Annotated in this window: 15 protein-coding genes; 5 read left to right on the top strand and 10 right to left on the bottom strand. The window is 69.2% G+C overall.

Going from position 1 to position 13,899, the window contains the following annotated elements; translation table 11 throughout:
- Window positions 1-33 precede the first annotated feature (33 nt).
- On the top strand, window positions 34-678 hold the full coding sequence (locus B4E96_RS00270) for a hypothetical protein (RefSeq protein ID WP_259793608.1): 645 nt from the start codon (window positions 34-36) through the stop codon (window positions 676-678).
- A 4-nt stretch (window positions 679-682) separates the two neighbouring features.
- Here the strand turns inward: B4E96_RS00270 and B4E96_RS00265 are convergent, their stop codons facing one another.
- Window positions 683-1,768, bottom strand: coding sequence for an o-succinylbenzoate synthase (locus B4E96_RS00265; RefSeq protein ID WP_286955863.1), 1,086 nt, complete (start codon window positions 1,766-1,768; stop codon window positions 683-685).
- Window positions 1,769-1,827: 59 nt separating this feature from the next.
- Here B4E96_RS00265 and B4E96_RS00260 point away from each other — a divergent pair, with 59 nt between their 5' ends.
- The 3 genes from B4E96_RS00260 to B4E96_RS00250 all read left to right on the top strand — a co-directional run bounded on the left by B4E96_RS00260 (window position 1,828) and on the right by B4E96_RS00250 (window position 5,084).
- Window positions 1,828-2,745: a 1,4-dihydroxy-2-naphthoyl-CoA synthase gene (locus tag B4E96_RS00260; RefSeq protein ID WP_259854459.1), complete on the top strand. Its 918-nt coding sequence runs from the start codon at window positions 1,828-1,830 to the stop codon at window positions 2,743-2,745.
- Window positions 2,746-2,764: 19 nt separating this feature from the next.
- Window positions 2,765-4,015, top strand: coding sequence for an AMP-binding protein (locus B4E96_RS00255; protein WP_286955859.1), 1,251 nt, complete (start codon window positions 2,765-2,767; stop codon window positions 4,013-4,015).
- Between the two features lie 133 nt (window positions 4,016-4,148).
- Window positions 4,149-5,084 (top strand): 1,4-dihydroxy-2-naphthoate polyprenyltransferase, encoded by a 936-nt coding sequence (locus tag B4E96_RS00250; protein WP_165884634.1) that lies wholly within the window; start codon window positions 4,149-4,151, stop codon window positions 5,082-5,084.
- Window positions 5,085-5,114: 30 nt separating this feature from the next.
- Here B4E96_RS00250 and B4E96_RS00245 read toward each other — a convergent pair whose 3' ends face one another.
- Window positions 5,115-5,411, bottom strand: coding sequence for a DUF4229 domain-containing protein (locus tag B4E96_RS00245; RefSeq protein ID WP_259793615.1), 297 nt, complete (start codon window positions 5,409-5,411; stop codon window positions 5,115-5,117).
- A 136-nt stretch (window positions 5,412-5,547) separates the two neighbouring features.
- Between B4E96_RS00245 and B4E96_RS00240 the strand changes: the two genes are divergently transcribed.
- Window positions 5,548-6,138, top strand: a complete 591-nt coding sequence (locus tag B4E96_RS00240) for a PLD nuclease N-terminal domain-containing protein (protein ID WP_286955858.1) — start codon at window positions 5,548-5,550, stop codon at window positions 6,136-6,138.
- 71 nt (window positions 6,139-6,209) lie between these two features.
- Here the strand turns inward: B4E96_RS00240 and ccsB are convergent, their stop codons facing one another.
- The 8 genes from ccsB to hemB all read right to left on the bottom strand — a co-directional run bounded on the left by ccsB (window position 6,210) and on the right by hemB (window position 13,898).
- Window positions 6,210-7,292: a c-type cytochrome biogenesis protein CcsB gene (gene ccsB / locus B4E96_RS00235; RefSeq protein WP_259844209.1), complete on the bottom strand. Its 1,083-nt coding sequence runs from the start codon at window positions 7,290-7,292 to the stop codon at window positions 6,210-6,212.
- Window positions 7,289-8,842, bottom strand: coding sequence for a cytochrome c biogenesis protein ResB (gene resB, locus B4E96_RS00230; RefSeq protein ID WP_259793620.1), 1,554 nt, complete (start codon window positions 8,840-8,842; stop codon window positions 7,289-7,291). The genes ccsB and resB overlap by 4 nt, the downstream gene beginning before the upstream one ends.
- A gap of 33 nt (window positions 8,843-8,875) precedes the next feature.
- On the bottom strand, window positions 8,876-9,640 hold the full coding sequence (locus tag B4E96_RS00225; RefSeq protein WP_286955856.1) for a cytochrome c biogenesis CcdA family protein: 765 nt from the start codon (window positions 9,638-9,640) through the stop codon (window positions 8,876-8,878).
- Complete coding sequence (locus B4E96_RS00220) at window positions 9,637-10,248, bottom strand: TlpA family protein disulfide reductase (RefSeq protein ID WP_286955854.1); 612 nt, start codon at window positions 10,246-10,248, stop codon at window positions 9,637-9,639. The genes B4E96_RS00225 and B4E96_RS00220 overlap by 4 nt, the downstream gene beginning before the upstream one ends.
- On the bottom strand, window positions 10,245-10,919 hold the full coding sequence (locus B4E96_RS00215; RefSeq protein WP_259844206.1) for a histidine phosphatase family protein: 675 nt from the start codon (window positions 10,917-10,919) through the stop codon (window positions 10,245-10,247). Before B4E96_RS00215 ends, B4E96_RS00220 begins: the two co-directional genes overlap by 4 nt.
- On the bottom strand, window positions 10,916-12,256 hold the full coding sequence (gene hemL, locus B4E96_RS00210) for a glutamate-1-semialdehyde 2,1-aminomutase (RefSeq protein WP_286955853.1): 1,341 nt from the start codon (window positions 12,254-12,256) through the stop codon (window positions 10,916-10,918). The genes B4E96_RS00215 and hemL overlap by 4 nt, the downstream gene beginning before the upstream one ends.
- 65 nt (window positions 12,257-12,321) lie before the next feature.
- Complete coding sequence (locus B4E96_RS00205; protein WP_286955851.1) at window positions 12,322-12,852, bottom strand: MarR family winged helix-turn-helix transcriptional regulator; 531 nt, start codon at window positions 12,850-12,852, stop codon at window positions 12,322-12,324.
- Window positions 12,849-13,898, bottom strand: a complete 1,050-nt coding sequence (gene hemB / locus B4E96_RS00200; RefSeq protein ID WP_286955849.1) for a porphobilinogen synthase — start codon at window positions 13,896-13,898, stop codon at window positions 12,849-12,851. Before hemB ends, B4E96_RS00205 begins: the two co-directional genes overlap by 4 nt.
- Window position 13,899: the final 1 nt, after the last annotated feature.

Raw genomic sequence — 13,899 nt, 5'->3', positions numbered from 1 at the left:
GTGGTGCATGCCGGGGCCCGATAGGCTGAGGGCATGCGAACCCGTCATGCCACTGCCTGCGCTGCCGCGTCCCTGCTCCTGCTCGCCGGCTGCGGTGCCGGTGGAGGTGAGCAGCTGGAGTCGGCGGCGATCTCGGAGCGGATCGACCAGGTGAGCTTCGATGGTGAGGCGTTCACCGCGCACGGCAACGAGACGGTGCCCAGTGAGGAGGAGATCGGGTTCATCTCCGAGGAGATCGCCGACACTGCCTGTACCGAGGCGCTGACAGCGGTGCAGCGTGAGCAGGTGCAGATGCATGAGCACTTCTCCCACGGTGAGCATCCGCGCGCCGACCTCGATGCGACCAGCTACCCCGATGCCGGCGCCGCCGAGGCGGGCCTCGAGCAGGTGCGCGCGTATGTCGAGTCGTGTGCCAGCTATGAGCGCACCAGCGGTGGAGAGACCTATGCGTCCTCGACGCTCACGCCCTTCGATGTCGAGGTCGACGGTGCTGATGCGGCGCTGGGCTATGCGGAGAAGCAGGCCGACGGGTTCGTGTTCCTCTACGTCTACGCCCAGGCCGGCAACACACTCGTCTCCGCGTATGGGGCTCCGGATTCGCCAGCGCCGATCGATGATGAGGCCTACCGCGCCGACCTGCAGGCGATCGCCGGTGAGGCGCTCGGCGTCTTCGGCTGAGAGCTCAGATCTGCCGGCGCAGCTCGGACAGGCAGTCGCGCACCCGGGCGTCCCACCAGGCGCAGGTCTCGGCGTCTGCGGTGTGGGCGGCGAGCAGGCCTGGGTCAGGGTGCGTGCGGGCCGCGGGCAGGACTGCGGCAGTGCCCGGATCGTCAGGGCCGTGTGTGCCGGAGTCGCTGATGATGTCTTCGGTGAACAGCGCCCCAGTGCCCAGCCCGCAGGCCGGCGGGCCGGCGAAGATCGCCTCTGCAGCGGAGTCGACCGGCAGGCTGGCGGCCAGCAGCGCGCCTGCCCGCAGCCCGATGCCGGTCTCCAGGGCTGATGACACGACAGCGGGCAGCCCGCATCCGGTGACGACCTCGGCAGCGTGCTGGGCGCCGCCGAGCGGCTGGGCTTTGACGATGATGACATCAGCCGCCCCGAGAGCTGCGACCCGGTAGGGGTCATCGGCCTTGCGGATCGACTCATCGGCAGCGATGCGGATAGGCAGCCCGCGGGCGGCGATCCACTCCCGCAGCCGGGCGAGATCCTCGACCGCGGCGACGGGCTGTTCGATGTACTCCAGCCAGTCGCCCACCTCAGGCAGCTCGGCGATGGCGGCACACAGCTGCTGGGCGTCTGCGAGCGGGTAGCCGGCGTTGGCGTCGAAGCGCAGCCGGGCTGCCGGAGCGTGGGCGCGCACGGCCCGGATGCGCGCAAGATCAGTGTCCAGGCTCGTGATCCCGCGGGCGGCGATCTTGATCTTGAAGGTTCCGGCACCCGGGTAGCGGGCGATGAGACCCGGCACCGCCTCGGGCGGGCAGTCGGGGATGGTGCCGTTGAGCGGGACGGCATCGCGCAGGGGTTCTGGAGCCGGCCGGTGGCCGAACTCTAGCGCACCTGCCAGCCAGCGTGCCGCCTCGGGCGCGGCGTATTCGACGAACGGTGAGAACTCCGACCATCCGGCAGGCCCCCGGAAGACGAGTGCCTGCCGGGAGGTGATGCCGCGGAAGCGGGTGATCATCGGCAGCTCGACGACGCGGCGCTCAGGCAGCAGCTCATCGAGGTCGTCGGTGCCGGTGACGAGGTCGGCCAGCCAGTCTGGGATCATGCCTCCACACTACGCCGCGCACCGGCACCTGCGACGGTCCCAAGCGCTAAGGTAAGGGCATGTCTGTCTCTGAGATCTTCGACCCCAGCCGTTGGCGCGCGGTCTCCGGCTTCGACTTCACCGACATCACCTACCACCGGGCCATCGACGCCGAGGGCGCCGACATCGGCTGTGTGCGCATCGCCTTCGACCGGCCCGAGGTGCGCAACGCGTTCCGCCCGCACACCGTCGATGAGCTCTACCGCGCCCTCGACCACGCCCGGCAGACCCCCGACGTCGGCTGTGTGCTGCTGACCGGCAACGGACCGAGCGAGAAGGACGGCGGCTGGGCGTTCTGCTCCGGTGGCGACCAGCGCATCCGCGGACGCTCCGGCTACCAGTACGCCGCTGGCGAGACCGCCGAGACCGTCGACCCGGCGCGCGCCGGGCGCCTGCACATCCTCGAAGTCCAGCGGCTCATCCGCACGATGCCCAAGATCGTCATCGCCGTCGTTCCCGGCTGGGCGGCAGGCGGCGGCCACAGCCTGCACGTCGTGTGCGATATGACGATCGCCTCGCGTGAGCATGCGAAGTTCAAGCAGACCGACGCCGACGTCGGCTCCTATGATGCCGGCTACGGTTCGGCGTATCTGGCGAAGATGGTCGGGCAGAAGCGGGCCCGGGAGATCTTCTTCCTCGGCCGCACCTACTCCGCCCAGGAGATGGCCGAGATGGGCGCGGTCAACGAGGTCGTCGACCATGCCGAGCTCGAAACCGCGGCCCTGACGATGGCCAGCGAGATCCTCGGCAAGTCCCCGAACGCCCAGCGGATGCTGAAGTTCGCCTTCAACCTCGTCGACGACGGTCTCGTCGGCCAGCAGGTCTTCGCCGGTGAGGCCACCCGCCTCGGCTATATGACCGATGAGGCCGTCGAGGGCCGGGATGCGTTCTTGGAGAAGCGCGACCCGGACTGGTCGCCGTTCCCCTGGTACTACTGAGCCGGTGAGGGCCCGCTCGATGGACCACACCGAACTCGCCGAACTGCTGCGCCGGGCACTCGCCGGCGCACACACCGTCGTGCTGCCGCCCACCCGCGACGGGCAGGTCACCGTCGTCGACCCGCACCACTACGACGACGCCGGCACCGGCCGCCGGCCCCCGGCCCTCGTCGTCCACACCTCGGGCACCACTGGACCGGCCAAGGGAGTGGCGCTTTCTGCTCAGGCACTCACCGCCTCGGCGCGGGCGACCGAGGGAATCCTCGGCGGGCCCGGCCGCTGGTACCTGGCGCTGCCGGTCAACCACATCGCCGGCACGCAGGTGGTGCTGCGCTCGCTGCAGGCCCAGACGGTGCCCTTCGCCGTGCGCGGGCCGTTCACCGCGCAGTCCTTCAGCGCCGATGTCATGGCGCTGCAGGAGGCGGCCCTGCACATGATCGCCTCATCCGGCCCGCCCGGACCGCTCTACACCGCGCTCGTGCCCACCCAGCTCACCCGCATCATGGCCGATCCGGTCGCCGCTGAGCTCGCGCGCTCCTTCGACGCGATCCTGCTCGGCGGGGCGGCGATCTCCCCCAGCCTGCTCGCCCGCGCCGCATCAGCCGGCCTGAACATCGTGCGCACCTACGGGATGAGCGAGACCTGCGGGGGCTGCGTCTACGACGGGGTCCCCTTCGCAGACGTCGACATCAGCATCGACGACACCGGCCGGGTGGTGCTGGCCGGCGATGTGCTCGCCGACGGCTATGTCGATGTCACCGGCGGTCGGCTGCGCGCACTCCCCGATCCCGAGGAGGTGGCCGGCAGCGGGTTCACCACCGGTGACGACGGGGCCCGCCGGTTCGTCACCAGCGATCTGGGGACGATGACCGACGGGGTGCTGAGCGTCCTCGGCAGGGCCGATGACGTCGTCATCTCCGGTGGGGAGAACATCAGCCCGCTGGCCGTCGAGAACACGCTGCTTGCCGCCCTCGAAGCCGCTGGCGTCCGCGAGGTGCTCATCACCGGCGTGCCGGATGCCGAATGGGGTGAGGTGCTCGCCTGCGCGATCGTCACCGACCGTCCCGGCACGACTGACGGCGGCCCTGTCGCCACCGCACGCGCGCTCGCCGAGCGGCTCACCGCCTCGGTGCCGGACCTGCCGAGCCTGCACCGGCCGGTCTATGCGGTCGAACTCGATGCGCTGCCGGCGACCGGTCTGGGCAAACCGGACAGGCGCGCCCTGCGCCGCCAGCTGGTTGAGCGTCTCGGGCTGGCCGAGCGCACCTGACTGCAACCGAGTTGTGATGCGCCGCGCTGGGAAACGGCCTGTCGCAGTGGCAGACTAGACTGGTCTGCATGCTGGCGAAACTGCTGGCCAGCGCACTGACCATGGCTCGATCTGAATGACATTGAGGACTTCGATGGCAACCTTCCCGCAGTGGGTCGAGGGAGCTCGGCTGCGCACCCTGCCGCTGGCCGTCGCCCCCGTGCTGCTGGGGACCGGAGCCGCGCTCGGTGTGCTCGGCGGTCTGTCGGCCCTCGTCATCGGCAGCATGCTCGACGACCCTGACCCTGATGTATCACTGTCGTTCCTGCTGCTCAAGGCAGCGCTCGCACTCATCGTGTCCCTGGCACTGCAGATCGGGTCGAACTACGCCAATGACTACTCCGACGGCGTGCGCGGCACCGACGACGTACGAGTCGGACCGCTGCGGCTGACAGCCTCCGGTGCGGCCGAGCCCGAGGCGGTGAAGCGGGCGGCATTCATCAGCTTCGGTGTCGCTGTGGCCGCCGGTGCGATCCTCGTCATCATCTCCCAGGCGTGGTGGCTCATCCCGGTCGGTGCCGCCGCGATCTGGGCGGCCTGGTTCTACACCGGCGGTTCGAAGCCGTACGGCTACCGGGCGATGGGCGAGCTGTTCGTCTTCGTCTTCTTCGGCCTCGTCGCCACGCTCGGGACGACCTATGCGCTCGTCTCGGCGATCTCAGCGGCCGCGATCGCCGGTGCGGTCGCGATCGGGCTGTTCGCCTGCGCAGTGCTCATGGTCAACAACCTGCGCGACATCCCCACAGATCGGCAGGCAGACAAACTGACTTTGGCGGTGCTGCTGGGTGAGAAGCGGGCGAGGCTTGCCTACACGCTGCTCGTGTTCCTCCCGTATGCGCTGCTGCTCGTGCCGATCCTCACCGGGCATCCGGCTGCGGTGCTGGCGGCGCTGTCGCTGGTGCTCACGATCTCACCGCTGCAGGTGGTGCTCTCCGGTTCGGAGGGCACAGCACTCATCCCGCCGATCAAGCACACGGGGCTGGCGGCACTGGCCTATGCGGCGCTGCTGGCGCTCGGCCTGGCACTGTAGGTCTGCAGACGGCTGTTGGGCCCGCAGACGTCAGCGGTCAGGATCTCTGCGGTCGAGTTCCTTGTCCTCCAGGTCCTCGTCGCTGCCCTTCTTCACGGTGCGCGCCTTGACCTTCCCGCTGCTGTCCCGGCGGCGCTCCTGCCAGGCGATGAGCGAACCCGTCGCCGAATCGCGCAGCGGCCTGAGCGCCAGGTAGCTGATGAGAGCGGAGATGATGATCGCCGCGATCGTCGAGATGAGTCCGGGGCCTGCGATCCACCAGACGACGACGATCGTGCCCATAAGCACAGCGAGGCGGGCAAGCAGGTACATCAGATAGTCACGCATGATGCCCACCAGTGTAGCGGTGTCGGCGGTCCGTCCCGAACGTGGGAGGCGCACCTGAGTCTGCGCTGAGAAGCCGCATCTGAGACGCTGGATCGTTTCCGTCGGCCTGGGCCGATCGACTATCCTGATAGGCAATATGACAAGGATTCTGGTAGCCGCCGCACTGATTCTCGTCGCTGTCACGCTGTACAGCTTCTTCGACTGCGTCGTCCGGGACCGCGCCCACATTCGAGTCCTGCCCAAATGGGGCTGGCTGCTCGTCATCCCCTTCGTGCCGGTCTTCGGGTTGCTGCTGTGGTTCCTGTTCGGCCGTTCCAGTTCCGGCCAGCGTCGCTCTGCTGGCCCGGTCGCCCCGGATGACGATCCGGACTATCTGCAGAAGATCGCCGATGAGGTCGAGCAGGCTGAGCGCCGCAAGCGCCGTGAGGAGCTTGAGCGCCGCCGCAAGTCCACCGGCAGCACTGCTGCAGCGCACGGCACCCGGGCCCAGTCGCAGGAGGACATGGACGCATCGGCCACACCCGAGCCCGCTGAAAATCCGGCCACACGGCCGGCGTCCGAACCGGCAGCCGAGCCGGAGGCCCCGGAAGAGGAGCTGAGCCCGCACGAGCAGTTCGAGCGCTGGCTGGCCGAACGCGAACGCGAGGAGCGCGCCGTCGGCGAAACCCCGGACGATCACCCGGAGAGCGGCGAGAACGGCGCCAACTCCGCCAAAGGCCGCTCATAAGCAGACAGAAGAATGATCCGCAGGACCGTGGGGTCCTGCGGATCATTGCATTCAGCTCACGCCACGGCCGATCACAGCCCGGAGTAGGAGTGCAGGCCGTCGAAGTAGACGTTGACGATGGCGAAGTTGAAGATGAGGCTGGAGAAGCCGACGATGTTGAGCACGGCCACCTGGGTGGCTGACCAGCCGCGGGTCGCGCGTGCGTGGAGGTAGGCGGCGTAGACGACCCAGACGACGAATGACCAGATCTCCTTGGCGTCCCAGCCCCACGGGCGGCCCCAAGCGACCTCAGCCCAGATCGCGCCGGCGATGACGGTGAACGTCCAGGTGACGAACCCGACCGCGGCGATCCGGTAGGACAGCTGCTCGACGGCCTCGCTGGCCGGCACCCGGTTGAACATGCGCGCAAGCCCGGTGACGGTGTCCTTCTTCTCGGTGCGGGCCTTGAGGATCTGGAAGATCGCGAGGATCGCCGAGACGCTCAGCAGTGCGGTCGAGAGGATCGCGATCGGCACGTGGATCCAGATCCAGTACGACTGCAGCGCCGGCACGAGCTGCGCGGCCGGGGTGTAGAAGACGGTGATGCACAGGCCCAGGGTGACGAGCGCGCCGCCGGCGACGAAGGTGCCGAGGTAGCGGATGTCGGCGAAGTACAGCACAACGATGTAGACGAGCACAGCGAGTGCGGAGGCGGTGAGCGCGTACTCCATCATGTTGCCCCACGGCACGCGGGTGACCGAGAGCGCGCGGGTGAGCACGGCGGCCACGTGCAGGCCGGTCGCGAGCACCGTCAGTGCGGTCGCCATGCGGGCGGCGGTGCGGCGTCCGGCCGTTCCCGAGGCGCCGGTCGCCTTCTCCTCGGGCCCGCCGGTCTCAGCGTCTGCTGCCCCTGCATCAGCAGTCTCGGCGTCGTCCTCGCGGTCGAGGACGGCGACGGAGGAGTTGCGTGTGGTGCGCACCGGTGCTGAGGCCTTCGCGCTCGTCTTCGCACCGGCCCTGCGGGCGGTGGCCTTCTTCCCGCTGCTGGCCAGGGTGCGGCCGGCGAACAGGTCGCTGGAGTAGAGGAGGAAGGCGATCGCGTACACGGCCATCGCCGAGTAGATCAGGAGATTCGACCACGTCGCAAGCGTGACGTTGACGTCCATGGGGGTCATGCCTTTCGACTGGGTGAGTTGTTCAATTCTACTGCAAGGCTCTCGGCCGCCTGCACCACGCGCGGGTCCTCTCCGCGGGCAAGCGAGGCGACCTCGGTGGCCACCCCGTCGCCGGTGTCGGCGGCGCGGACCCACATGCGCCGGCGCGGCACGAACAGGGAGAGCCCGAGGCCGGCGAGCAGGAAGATCGTGAAACCGAGCATGATCCCCTGCGTGGGGTCATGCCGGATGTCGAGAGCGACGTAGCGTTTGATCTCTTCGAGTTCGACGCTGCCGAGCCCATCGGGCAGCTCGGCGGTCTCCCCGGGCTTGAGATACAGCTGCAGCGGCTGCCCGTCGGGCCCGGCGAGCTGGTCGAGGTTGTCGGTGTCGAGTTCGTAGACCGACTGGGCGATGCCGGCATCGAGGCCGAGGTCGCCGGCGAAGACGTTCATCACGAGGTAGGGGTTGCGCAGTTCGGCGAACTGGGAGACGAGTTCGCCCTTTTCGTTCTGTGAGGCGGTCGGCAGCAGGATGCCGACGAAGCCGAGCTGATCGGGGCTGGCATCGGGGACCTTGACGACGCCGCGGGAGGTGTAGACGCCGTCCTGCGGCAGGAACACGACCGGCCCGGAGTAGGTGACATTGCCGTCGCCGTCGCGCACGGTGATGACCGGGGCGTAGCCGTTGCCGGTGAGGTAGACCCGGGAGCCGTCGATCCGGATCGGTTCGTTGACCCGCAGGCTGTGGTCGGTGTCCTGGCCGTGCTGGATGGTGGTGACGTCGGCGTTGAACGCGCGCGGCTGGCCGAACTGGTTGCCGGCTGCGGTGTCGTCGAAGCTGGCATCGAAGCTGTTGAGCCGCAGCCGGTAGTCGTCGAGCCGGTCGGCGGAGAAGTACGAGCCGGGTTCGAAGGAGTCGTAGGCGACGAGCGAGTTGGTGAAGGTCTCGCCTTCGACGAGGATGCGCTGGCCGGAATACCCGATGAGCGCGCCGACCGCCATCGTGACGGTGACGCCGAGCAGGCAGATGTGGAAGAGCAGGTTGCCGGTCTCGCGGAGGTAGCCGCGCTCAGCTGAGACTGCGTCGCCGCGCCGGATGGTGCGGTAGCCGAGCTTCTTCAGCCTCGCCTCGGCGGCGGTGAGCATGTCCTCGGCCGTGCCCGAGGCGGTGAAGGCCTGGTAGCCGGGCATCCGGGACAGCCGACGCGGCGCCGGTGGCGGGGCTTGGCGCATCGCCTTGTAGTGCTGCTTGCTGCGCGGCAGCACACAGCCGACGAGCGAGACCATGAGCAGGATGTAGATCGCGGCAAACCACACGGAGGCGTAGACGTCGAAGAGCTGCACGGCGTCGAGGAACGGGCCGATCCGCGGGTTGTCCTCGATGTACTGGGTGACCTGGGCAGGGTCCTGGATGCGCTGGGGCAGCAGGGATCCGGGGATCGAGGCCAGGGCGAGGACGAGCAGCAGGATGAGTGCGGTGCGCATCGTCGTCAGCTGCCGCCAGGCCCAGCGCAGCATGCCGAGTGCGCCGATGTCGGGCGGGGCGGGTTTCGCGGTCTTCGTACTCATATCCTCGTCAAGTGTGGCAGATGGTCGGGGCCGTCAGATCAGCAGGTCGAAGTCGCCGATGGTGCCCTGCAGCTGCTGGATCCAGGCGTTCCACACACCGGTGACGAGCAGCAGGCCGAGCAGGATGAGCATGATCCCCCCGGTCCGCACGATCGTCTGCTGGTGTTCGCGCACCCAGGCCAGCCGGCCGGCGCCGCGGTGGAGCAGGAAGGCGACGATGAGGAACGGGATGCCGAGGCCGAGGCAGTAGACGAAGGTCAGCAGCGTGCCGCGCCACACCTGCCCTTCAGCGCCGAATCCGGTGGACAGGGCGAGCACAGCGGCCAGGGTCGGGCCGATGCACGGCGCCCAGCCGAGCGCGAAGGTCGCCCCGAGCACGGGTGCGCCCCACAGCCCGGCCTTGGGCTTCCTCTGCAGCCGGCGGTCCCGCTGCAGCCAGCCGAAGCCGCCCATGAACACGATGCCGGCGATGATGACGACAGCACCCATGATTCGGGTGAGCAGGCCGATCCACTCCCCTGCTGCCGCGCCGAGCCCGGAGAAGGCGGTGCCGAGGGCGACGAAGACGACGGCGAAGCCGAGGACGAAAAGCGCGACTCCTCCGAGCACCGTCGAGGTGCGCTTCTCCTCGATCGTCGTACCGGTCAGACCGGTGACATACCCGATGTAACCGGGCACAAGAGGCAGCACGCACGGGGAGGCGAAGGACACCGCACCGGCGAGCGCGGCGACGAACATCGCGATGAGCAGCGGCCCGTCGAGGATCGTCTGGGCGAAGGTGTGGCCGATATCGGTCATTCGCCGAGCACGTCTTCGATCATCCCGGTGAGCGTCGAGGCGTCGACGGCACCGACGGCGCGGGCAGCGGCCCGGCCCTCGGTGTCGAGGATGACGGTCGACGGGGTGGCCTGCGGCGGCAGGATGTCCGAGAGCAGGGCGACCATCGCACCGTCGGTGTCGAGCATGTTCGGGTACGGCACCTCGAAATTCCTGATGAACGCCTCGGCCGCCCCTGCCTGGTCGCGGACGTTGACGCCGAGGAACACAGTGTCGTCAGCGAACTTCTCGGAGGCCTCGATGAGGTCGGGGGCCTCCTTGCGGCATGGCGGGCAGGCGGCGTACCAGAGGTTGATGACGACGAGTTTCGGGCGCAGCCCGGCCAGGGACTGCTTCTCCCCGTCGAGGGTCTCGAAGTCGAGGTCGAGCGGTTCGCCTCGGTCGGCTGGGGCGACCTGGGTGATGACTCCGGAGCCGGAGACGTATCCCTGTTCGCTGCCGGCTTGCTGGGCGAGTTCGTCGTTCTCGCTCGCGCAGCCGGCGAGCACGATCGTCCCGGCGGCCGAGGCGGCCAGCGTCAGCAGTCCGCGCCGGCTGAGCGGCCGGCGGCCGAAGGGCTGGTCCCTCATGCGCCGGGCACCGCCTTGACCGGCTGGAGGTCAGCGCACACATCGGTGTACTCGATGCCGGTGAGCTCTCCTGCCTCATAGGTGAAGGTGGTGACGGAGGCGAGCGCGCATTCGCGTTCGCGCGGATCGTGCCACAGCCGCTGGCCCTCAGCGGCCCGGCGGGTCACCCAGATCGGCAGCTGGTGGGAGACGATGACCCCGTCGACGGTGCCGTTGCCGCCGGCCACGCCGTCGCCTGCGGCGAGCGGTTCGAGCTGGCGGCGCAGGCTGGCGATCGCGGCGCGCATGCGCATCACCTGCTGCTGGTACGGCTCGCCCCAGGAGGGGCGCAGCGGGTTGTACAGGCGCACGAGGTTGGCCGGCTGCGTCAGATGCGAGCGGTCGACGACCATGCCCTCGAAGCTGTTGGCGGCCTCGATGACCCGCTCATCGATCCGCGGGGTCATCTCCAGGGCGCCGGCGAGCGGGGCGATGGTCTCCTGGGCGCGCTGCAACGGCGAGCTCACAAGTGCCGAAACGGCGAAGTCCGGGCTGGTGAAGTGCTCGGCGAGCCGGCCGGCCATCTCGTGGCCGCGCGATGAGAGCCCGTAACCGGGCAGCCGGCCGTAGAGCAGCCCGTCGGGGTTGTGGACCTCGCCGTGGCGGGTGAGGTGGATGCGCACCTGACTCATGCCTTCTCTCCTGCGCTGTGGGCGGCCGCGGCCGAGGCGGCGGCTGGCAGGGCGGCGATGATCCGCTCGAGCACCTCGTCGGTGTGGGCCAGGGACAGGAACCAGGCTTCGAAGGCGCTCGGGGGCAGGTGGATGCCGGATTCGAGCATGCTGGTGAAGAACGCCCCGTAGGCGGCGGAGTCCTGGGCGCGGGCGTCGTCGTAGCTGCGCACCTCGCGGTCGGTGAAGAACACCGAGAACATCGAGTTCGCGCTCTGGATCCGGTGCGGCACACCGGCGGCGGTCAGCGCCTCGCTCACGGCTGGGCGGAGGATGTCGGCGGCGCGCTCGAGGTGGGAGTAGACGTCGAGTTCGGTGGTGAGCTTAAGGGTGGTGATTCCGGCGGCTGTGGCGACCGGGTTCCCCGACAGCGTGCCGGCCTGGTAGACCGGGCCTGCCGGGGCGAGGTGCTGCATGACCTCGGCGCGGCCGCCGAAGGCTGCGGCCGGGAAGCCGCCGCCCATGACCTTGCCGAAGGTGAACAGGTCGGCGGGGCCTTCGGGGTAGCCGGCGGTTGCGGATTCGTAGCCGTACCAGCCGGCTGCGGAGACGCGGAAGCCGGTCATGACCTCATCGGAGATCATGAGTGCCCCGTGCTGGCGGGTGAGCGACCGGATCGTCTGGGTGAAGCCGTCACGCGGCGGCACGACACCCATGTTGCCGGGGCTGGCTTCGGTGATGACGCAGGCGATGTCGGCGCCGTGTTCGGCGAAGGCGGCAGCCAGGGCGTCGGGGTCGTTGTAGGGCAGCACGATCGTGTCGGCCGCGCTTGCGCCGGTGACGCCGGGGGTGTCGGGCAGGGAGAAGGTCGCCAGTCCGGAGCCGGCGGCGGCCAGCAGCGCGTCGACGTGCCCGTGGTAGCAGCCGGCGAACTTCACGACCTTCGCCCGGCCGGTGTAACCGCGGGCCAGGCGGATCGCCGACATCGTCGCCTCGGTGCCCGAGGACACGAGGCGGACCTCGTCGACCGGTTCGACGCGCGCGACGATCTCCTCAGCCAGTGCCACCTCGTTGGCCGACGGGGTGCCGAAGGAGAATCCCTTCTGCGCGGCCTCGGTGACGGCGGCGAGCACCTGGGGGTGGGCGTGGCCGAGGATCATCGGCCCCCAGGAGCCGATCAGGTCGATGTAGTCGTTGCCGTCGACATCGCGCAGCGTCGCACCCTGTGCCGAGTCGATGAAGCGCGGGGTGCCGCCGACAGCTCCGAAGGCCCTGACCGGCGAGTTGACGCCACCGGGGGTGACGGCCAGTGCCCGGTCGAAGAGCTGCTGGGAGGCTGTCAGGTTCTGCGAGGTCATGGAGCTCCTTTTCGGCAGTTCGTCACGGTCAGGTGCCCGGCCGCTGGCCAGGGCGCACGCGGCACTTACGGTACGTCACGCATATGGGAATTCACTTTGAGGAAGATCGAGCGCATCGTCTCGACCTCACTGTCGTCGAGCAGGTCGATGAGGTGCTGGCGCACGCCTTCGACGTGCAACGGGGCGGAGCGCTCGAGCAGCGTCCAGCCGTCGTCGGTGAGCGAGCAGTTGATGCCGCGGCCGTCCTCGGCGATCGCAGTGCGCTCGACGAGTCCACGCTTCTCCATCCGGGAGACGATATGGGTCAGCCGGGACCGGCTCATGCCCATATCGTCGGCGAGCAGCGCCATGCGCATGCAGCGGCCGGCCTGTTCGGAGAGATGGACGAGGACTTCGTATTCGGGCATCCCGATGCGGTGGGTCGCGCGCAGCTCCTTGTCGAGCTGGCTCATGAGCAGCTGGTGGGCGATGAGGAAGCTGCGCCAGGCGACCTGCTGGTCCTCGCTCAGCCAGCGCGGCTCATCCGGCGCCTCGGTCACGGGTGAGACGTGCGGGACCCGCTCGCCGTCGCGCACGCGGTCACGATCCATCATCATCGCCGGCCCCGCCTTCCAGCGGCCTCGGCGTTGAGGTGCTCGGCGACCTCGGTCGCCCAGTAGGTGAGCACCGCATCGGCGCCGGCGCGCACGAAACAGGTAAGGCTCTCAAGGATCGCCGGCATCCGGTCGATGGCTCCTGCCCGCGCAGCGAATTCGACCATCGCGTACTCGCCGGAGATCTGGTAGGCCCACACCGGCACCGGGGAGGCCTCGGCGACCTGGGCGAGGACGTCGAGGTAGGGCAGACCAGGCTTGACCATGACGATGTCAGCGCCTTCGGCGAGGTCGAGTTCGAGTTCGCGCATCGCCTCGCGGCCGTTGGCCGGATCCTGCTGGTAGGTGCGGCGGTCGCCTTCGAGCTGGGATTCGACGGCTTCCCGGAAGGGCCCGTAGAAGGCCGAAGAGTACTTGGCGGTGTAGCCGAGCACCACAACGTCGGTGAATCCGGCGGCGTCGAGGGTGGCGCGCACGGCGGCGACCTGGCCGTCCATCATGCCCGACAGCCCGAGCACGTGGGCGCCGGCGCGGGCCTGAGCGAGCGCCATCTGGGCATACAGGTCGAGGGTGGCGTCGTTGTCGACGCTGCCATCCTCGGCGAGCACTCCGCAGTGGCCGTGGGAGGTGAACTCGTCGAGGCACAGATCGGCCATGACGACGGTGTCCTCGCCGACCGCCTCGGCCACAGCCGTGATGGCGCGGTTGAGGATCCCATCAGCGGCGCACGCCTGGCTGCCCTCGGGGTCGCGTTCGGCGGGGATGCCGAAGAGCATGATTCCCCCGACTCCAGCGGCTGCGGCCTGCCGGGCCGCGGTGACGAGCGAGTCGAGGGTGTGCTGGAAGACCCCGGGCATGCCCTGCAGCTCGACGGGAGCGTCGAGGGTCTCCTTGACGAACATCGGCAGGATGAGCTGCGCGGGGTCGAGGCGGTGTTCGGCCACGAGCCGGCGCAGGGCCGGGGTGGTGCGCAGGCGGCGCGGGCGGATCGCGCCCGGGGCCAGGCCGATGGTGCGGTCAGCGGTGTGTGCGGAGGGGGTGGGCGTCATG

Source organism: Brevibacterium sp. UBA7493, from assembly GCF_002479565.1.
GTDB lineage: Bacteria > Actinomycetota > Actinomycetes > Actinomycetales > Brevibacteriaceae > Brevibacterium > Brevibacterium luteolum.
This window is presented reverse-complemented; position numbering and strand designations above follow the sequence as displayed.

Bases quoted from the DNA above. Each gene is read 5' to 3' on its own strand.
- B4E96_RS00225 (WP_286955856.1), bottom strand. From the start codon at position 9,640: ATGACCGATATCGGCCACACCTTCGCCCAGACGATCCTCGACGGGCCG.
- hemB (WP_286955849.1), bottom strand. From the start codon at position 13,898: ATGACGCCCACCCCCTCCGCACACACCGCTGACCGCACCATCGGCCTG.
- resB (WP_259793620.1), bottom strand. From the start codon at position 8,842: ATGAGTACGAAGACCGCGAAACCCGCCCCGCCCGACATCGGCGCACTC.
- B4E96_RS00245 (WP_259793615.1), bottom strand. From the start codon at position 5,411: ATGCGTGACTATCTGATGTACCTGCTTGCCCGCCTCGCTGTGCTTATG.
- hemL (WP_286955853.1), bottom strand. From the start codon at position 12,256: ATGACCTCGCAGAACCTGACAGCCTCCCAGCAGCTCTTCGACCGGGCA.
- B4E96_RS00265 (WP_286955863.1), bottom strand. From the start codon at position 1,768: ATGATCCCAGACTGGCTGGCCGACCTCGTCACCGGCACCGACGACCTC.
- B4E96_RS00220 (WP_286955854.1), bottom strand. From the start codon at position 10,248: ATGAGGGACCAGCCCTTCGGCCGCCGGCCGCTCAGCCGGCGCGGACTG.
- B4E96_RS00205 (WP_286955851.1), bottom strand. From the start codon at position 12,852: ATGATGATGGATCGTGACCGCGTGCGCGACGGCGAGCGGGTCCCGCAC.
- B4E96_RS00270 (WP_259793608.1), top strand. From the start codon at position 34: ATGCGAACCCGTCATGCCACTGCCTGCGCTGCCGCGTCCCTGCTCCTG.
- B4E96_RS00250 (WP_165884634.1), top strand. From the start codon at position 4,149: ATGGCAACCTTCCCGCAGTGGGTCGAGGGAGCTCGGCTGCGCACCCTG.
- B4E96_RS00215 (WP_259844206.1), bottom strand. From the start codon at position 10,919: ATGAGTCAGGTGCGCATCCACCTCACCCGCCACGGCGAGGTCCACAAC.
- B4E96_RS00255 (WP_286955859.1), top strand. From the start codon at position 2,765: ATGGACCACACCGAACTCGCCGAACTGCTGCGCCGGGCACTCGCCGGC.
- ccsB (WP_259844209.1), bottom strand. From the start codon at position 7,292: ATGACCCCCATGGACGTCAACGTCACGCTTGCGACGTGGTCGAATCTC.
- B4E96_RS00260 (WP_259854459.1), top strand. From the start codon at position 1,828: ATGTCTGTCTCTGAGATCTTCGACCCCAGCCGTTGGCGCGCGGTCTCC.
- B4E96_RS00240 (WP_286955858.1), top strand. From the start codon at position 5,548: ATGACAAGGATTCTGGTAGCCGCCGCACTGATTCTCGTCGCTGTCACG.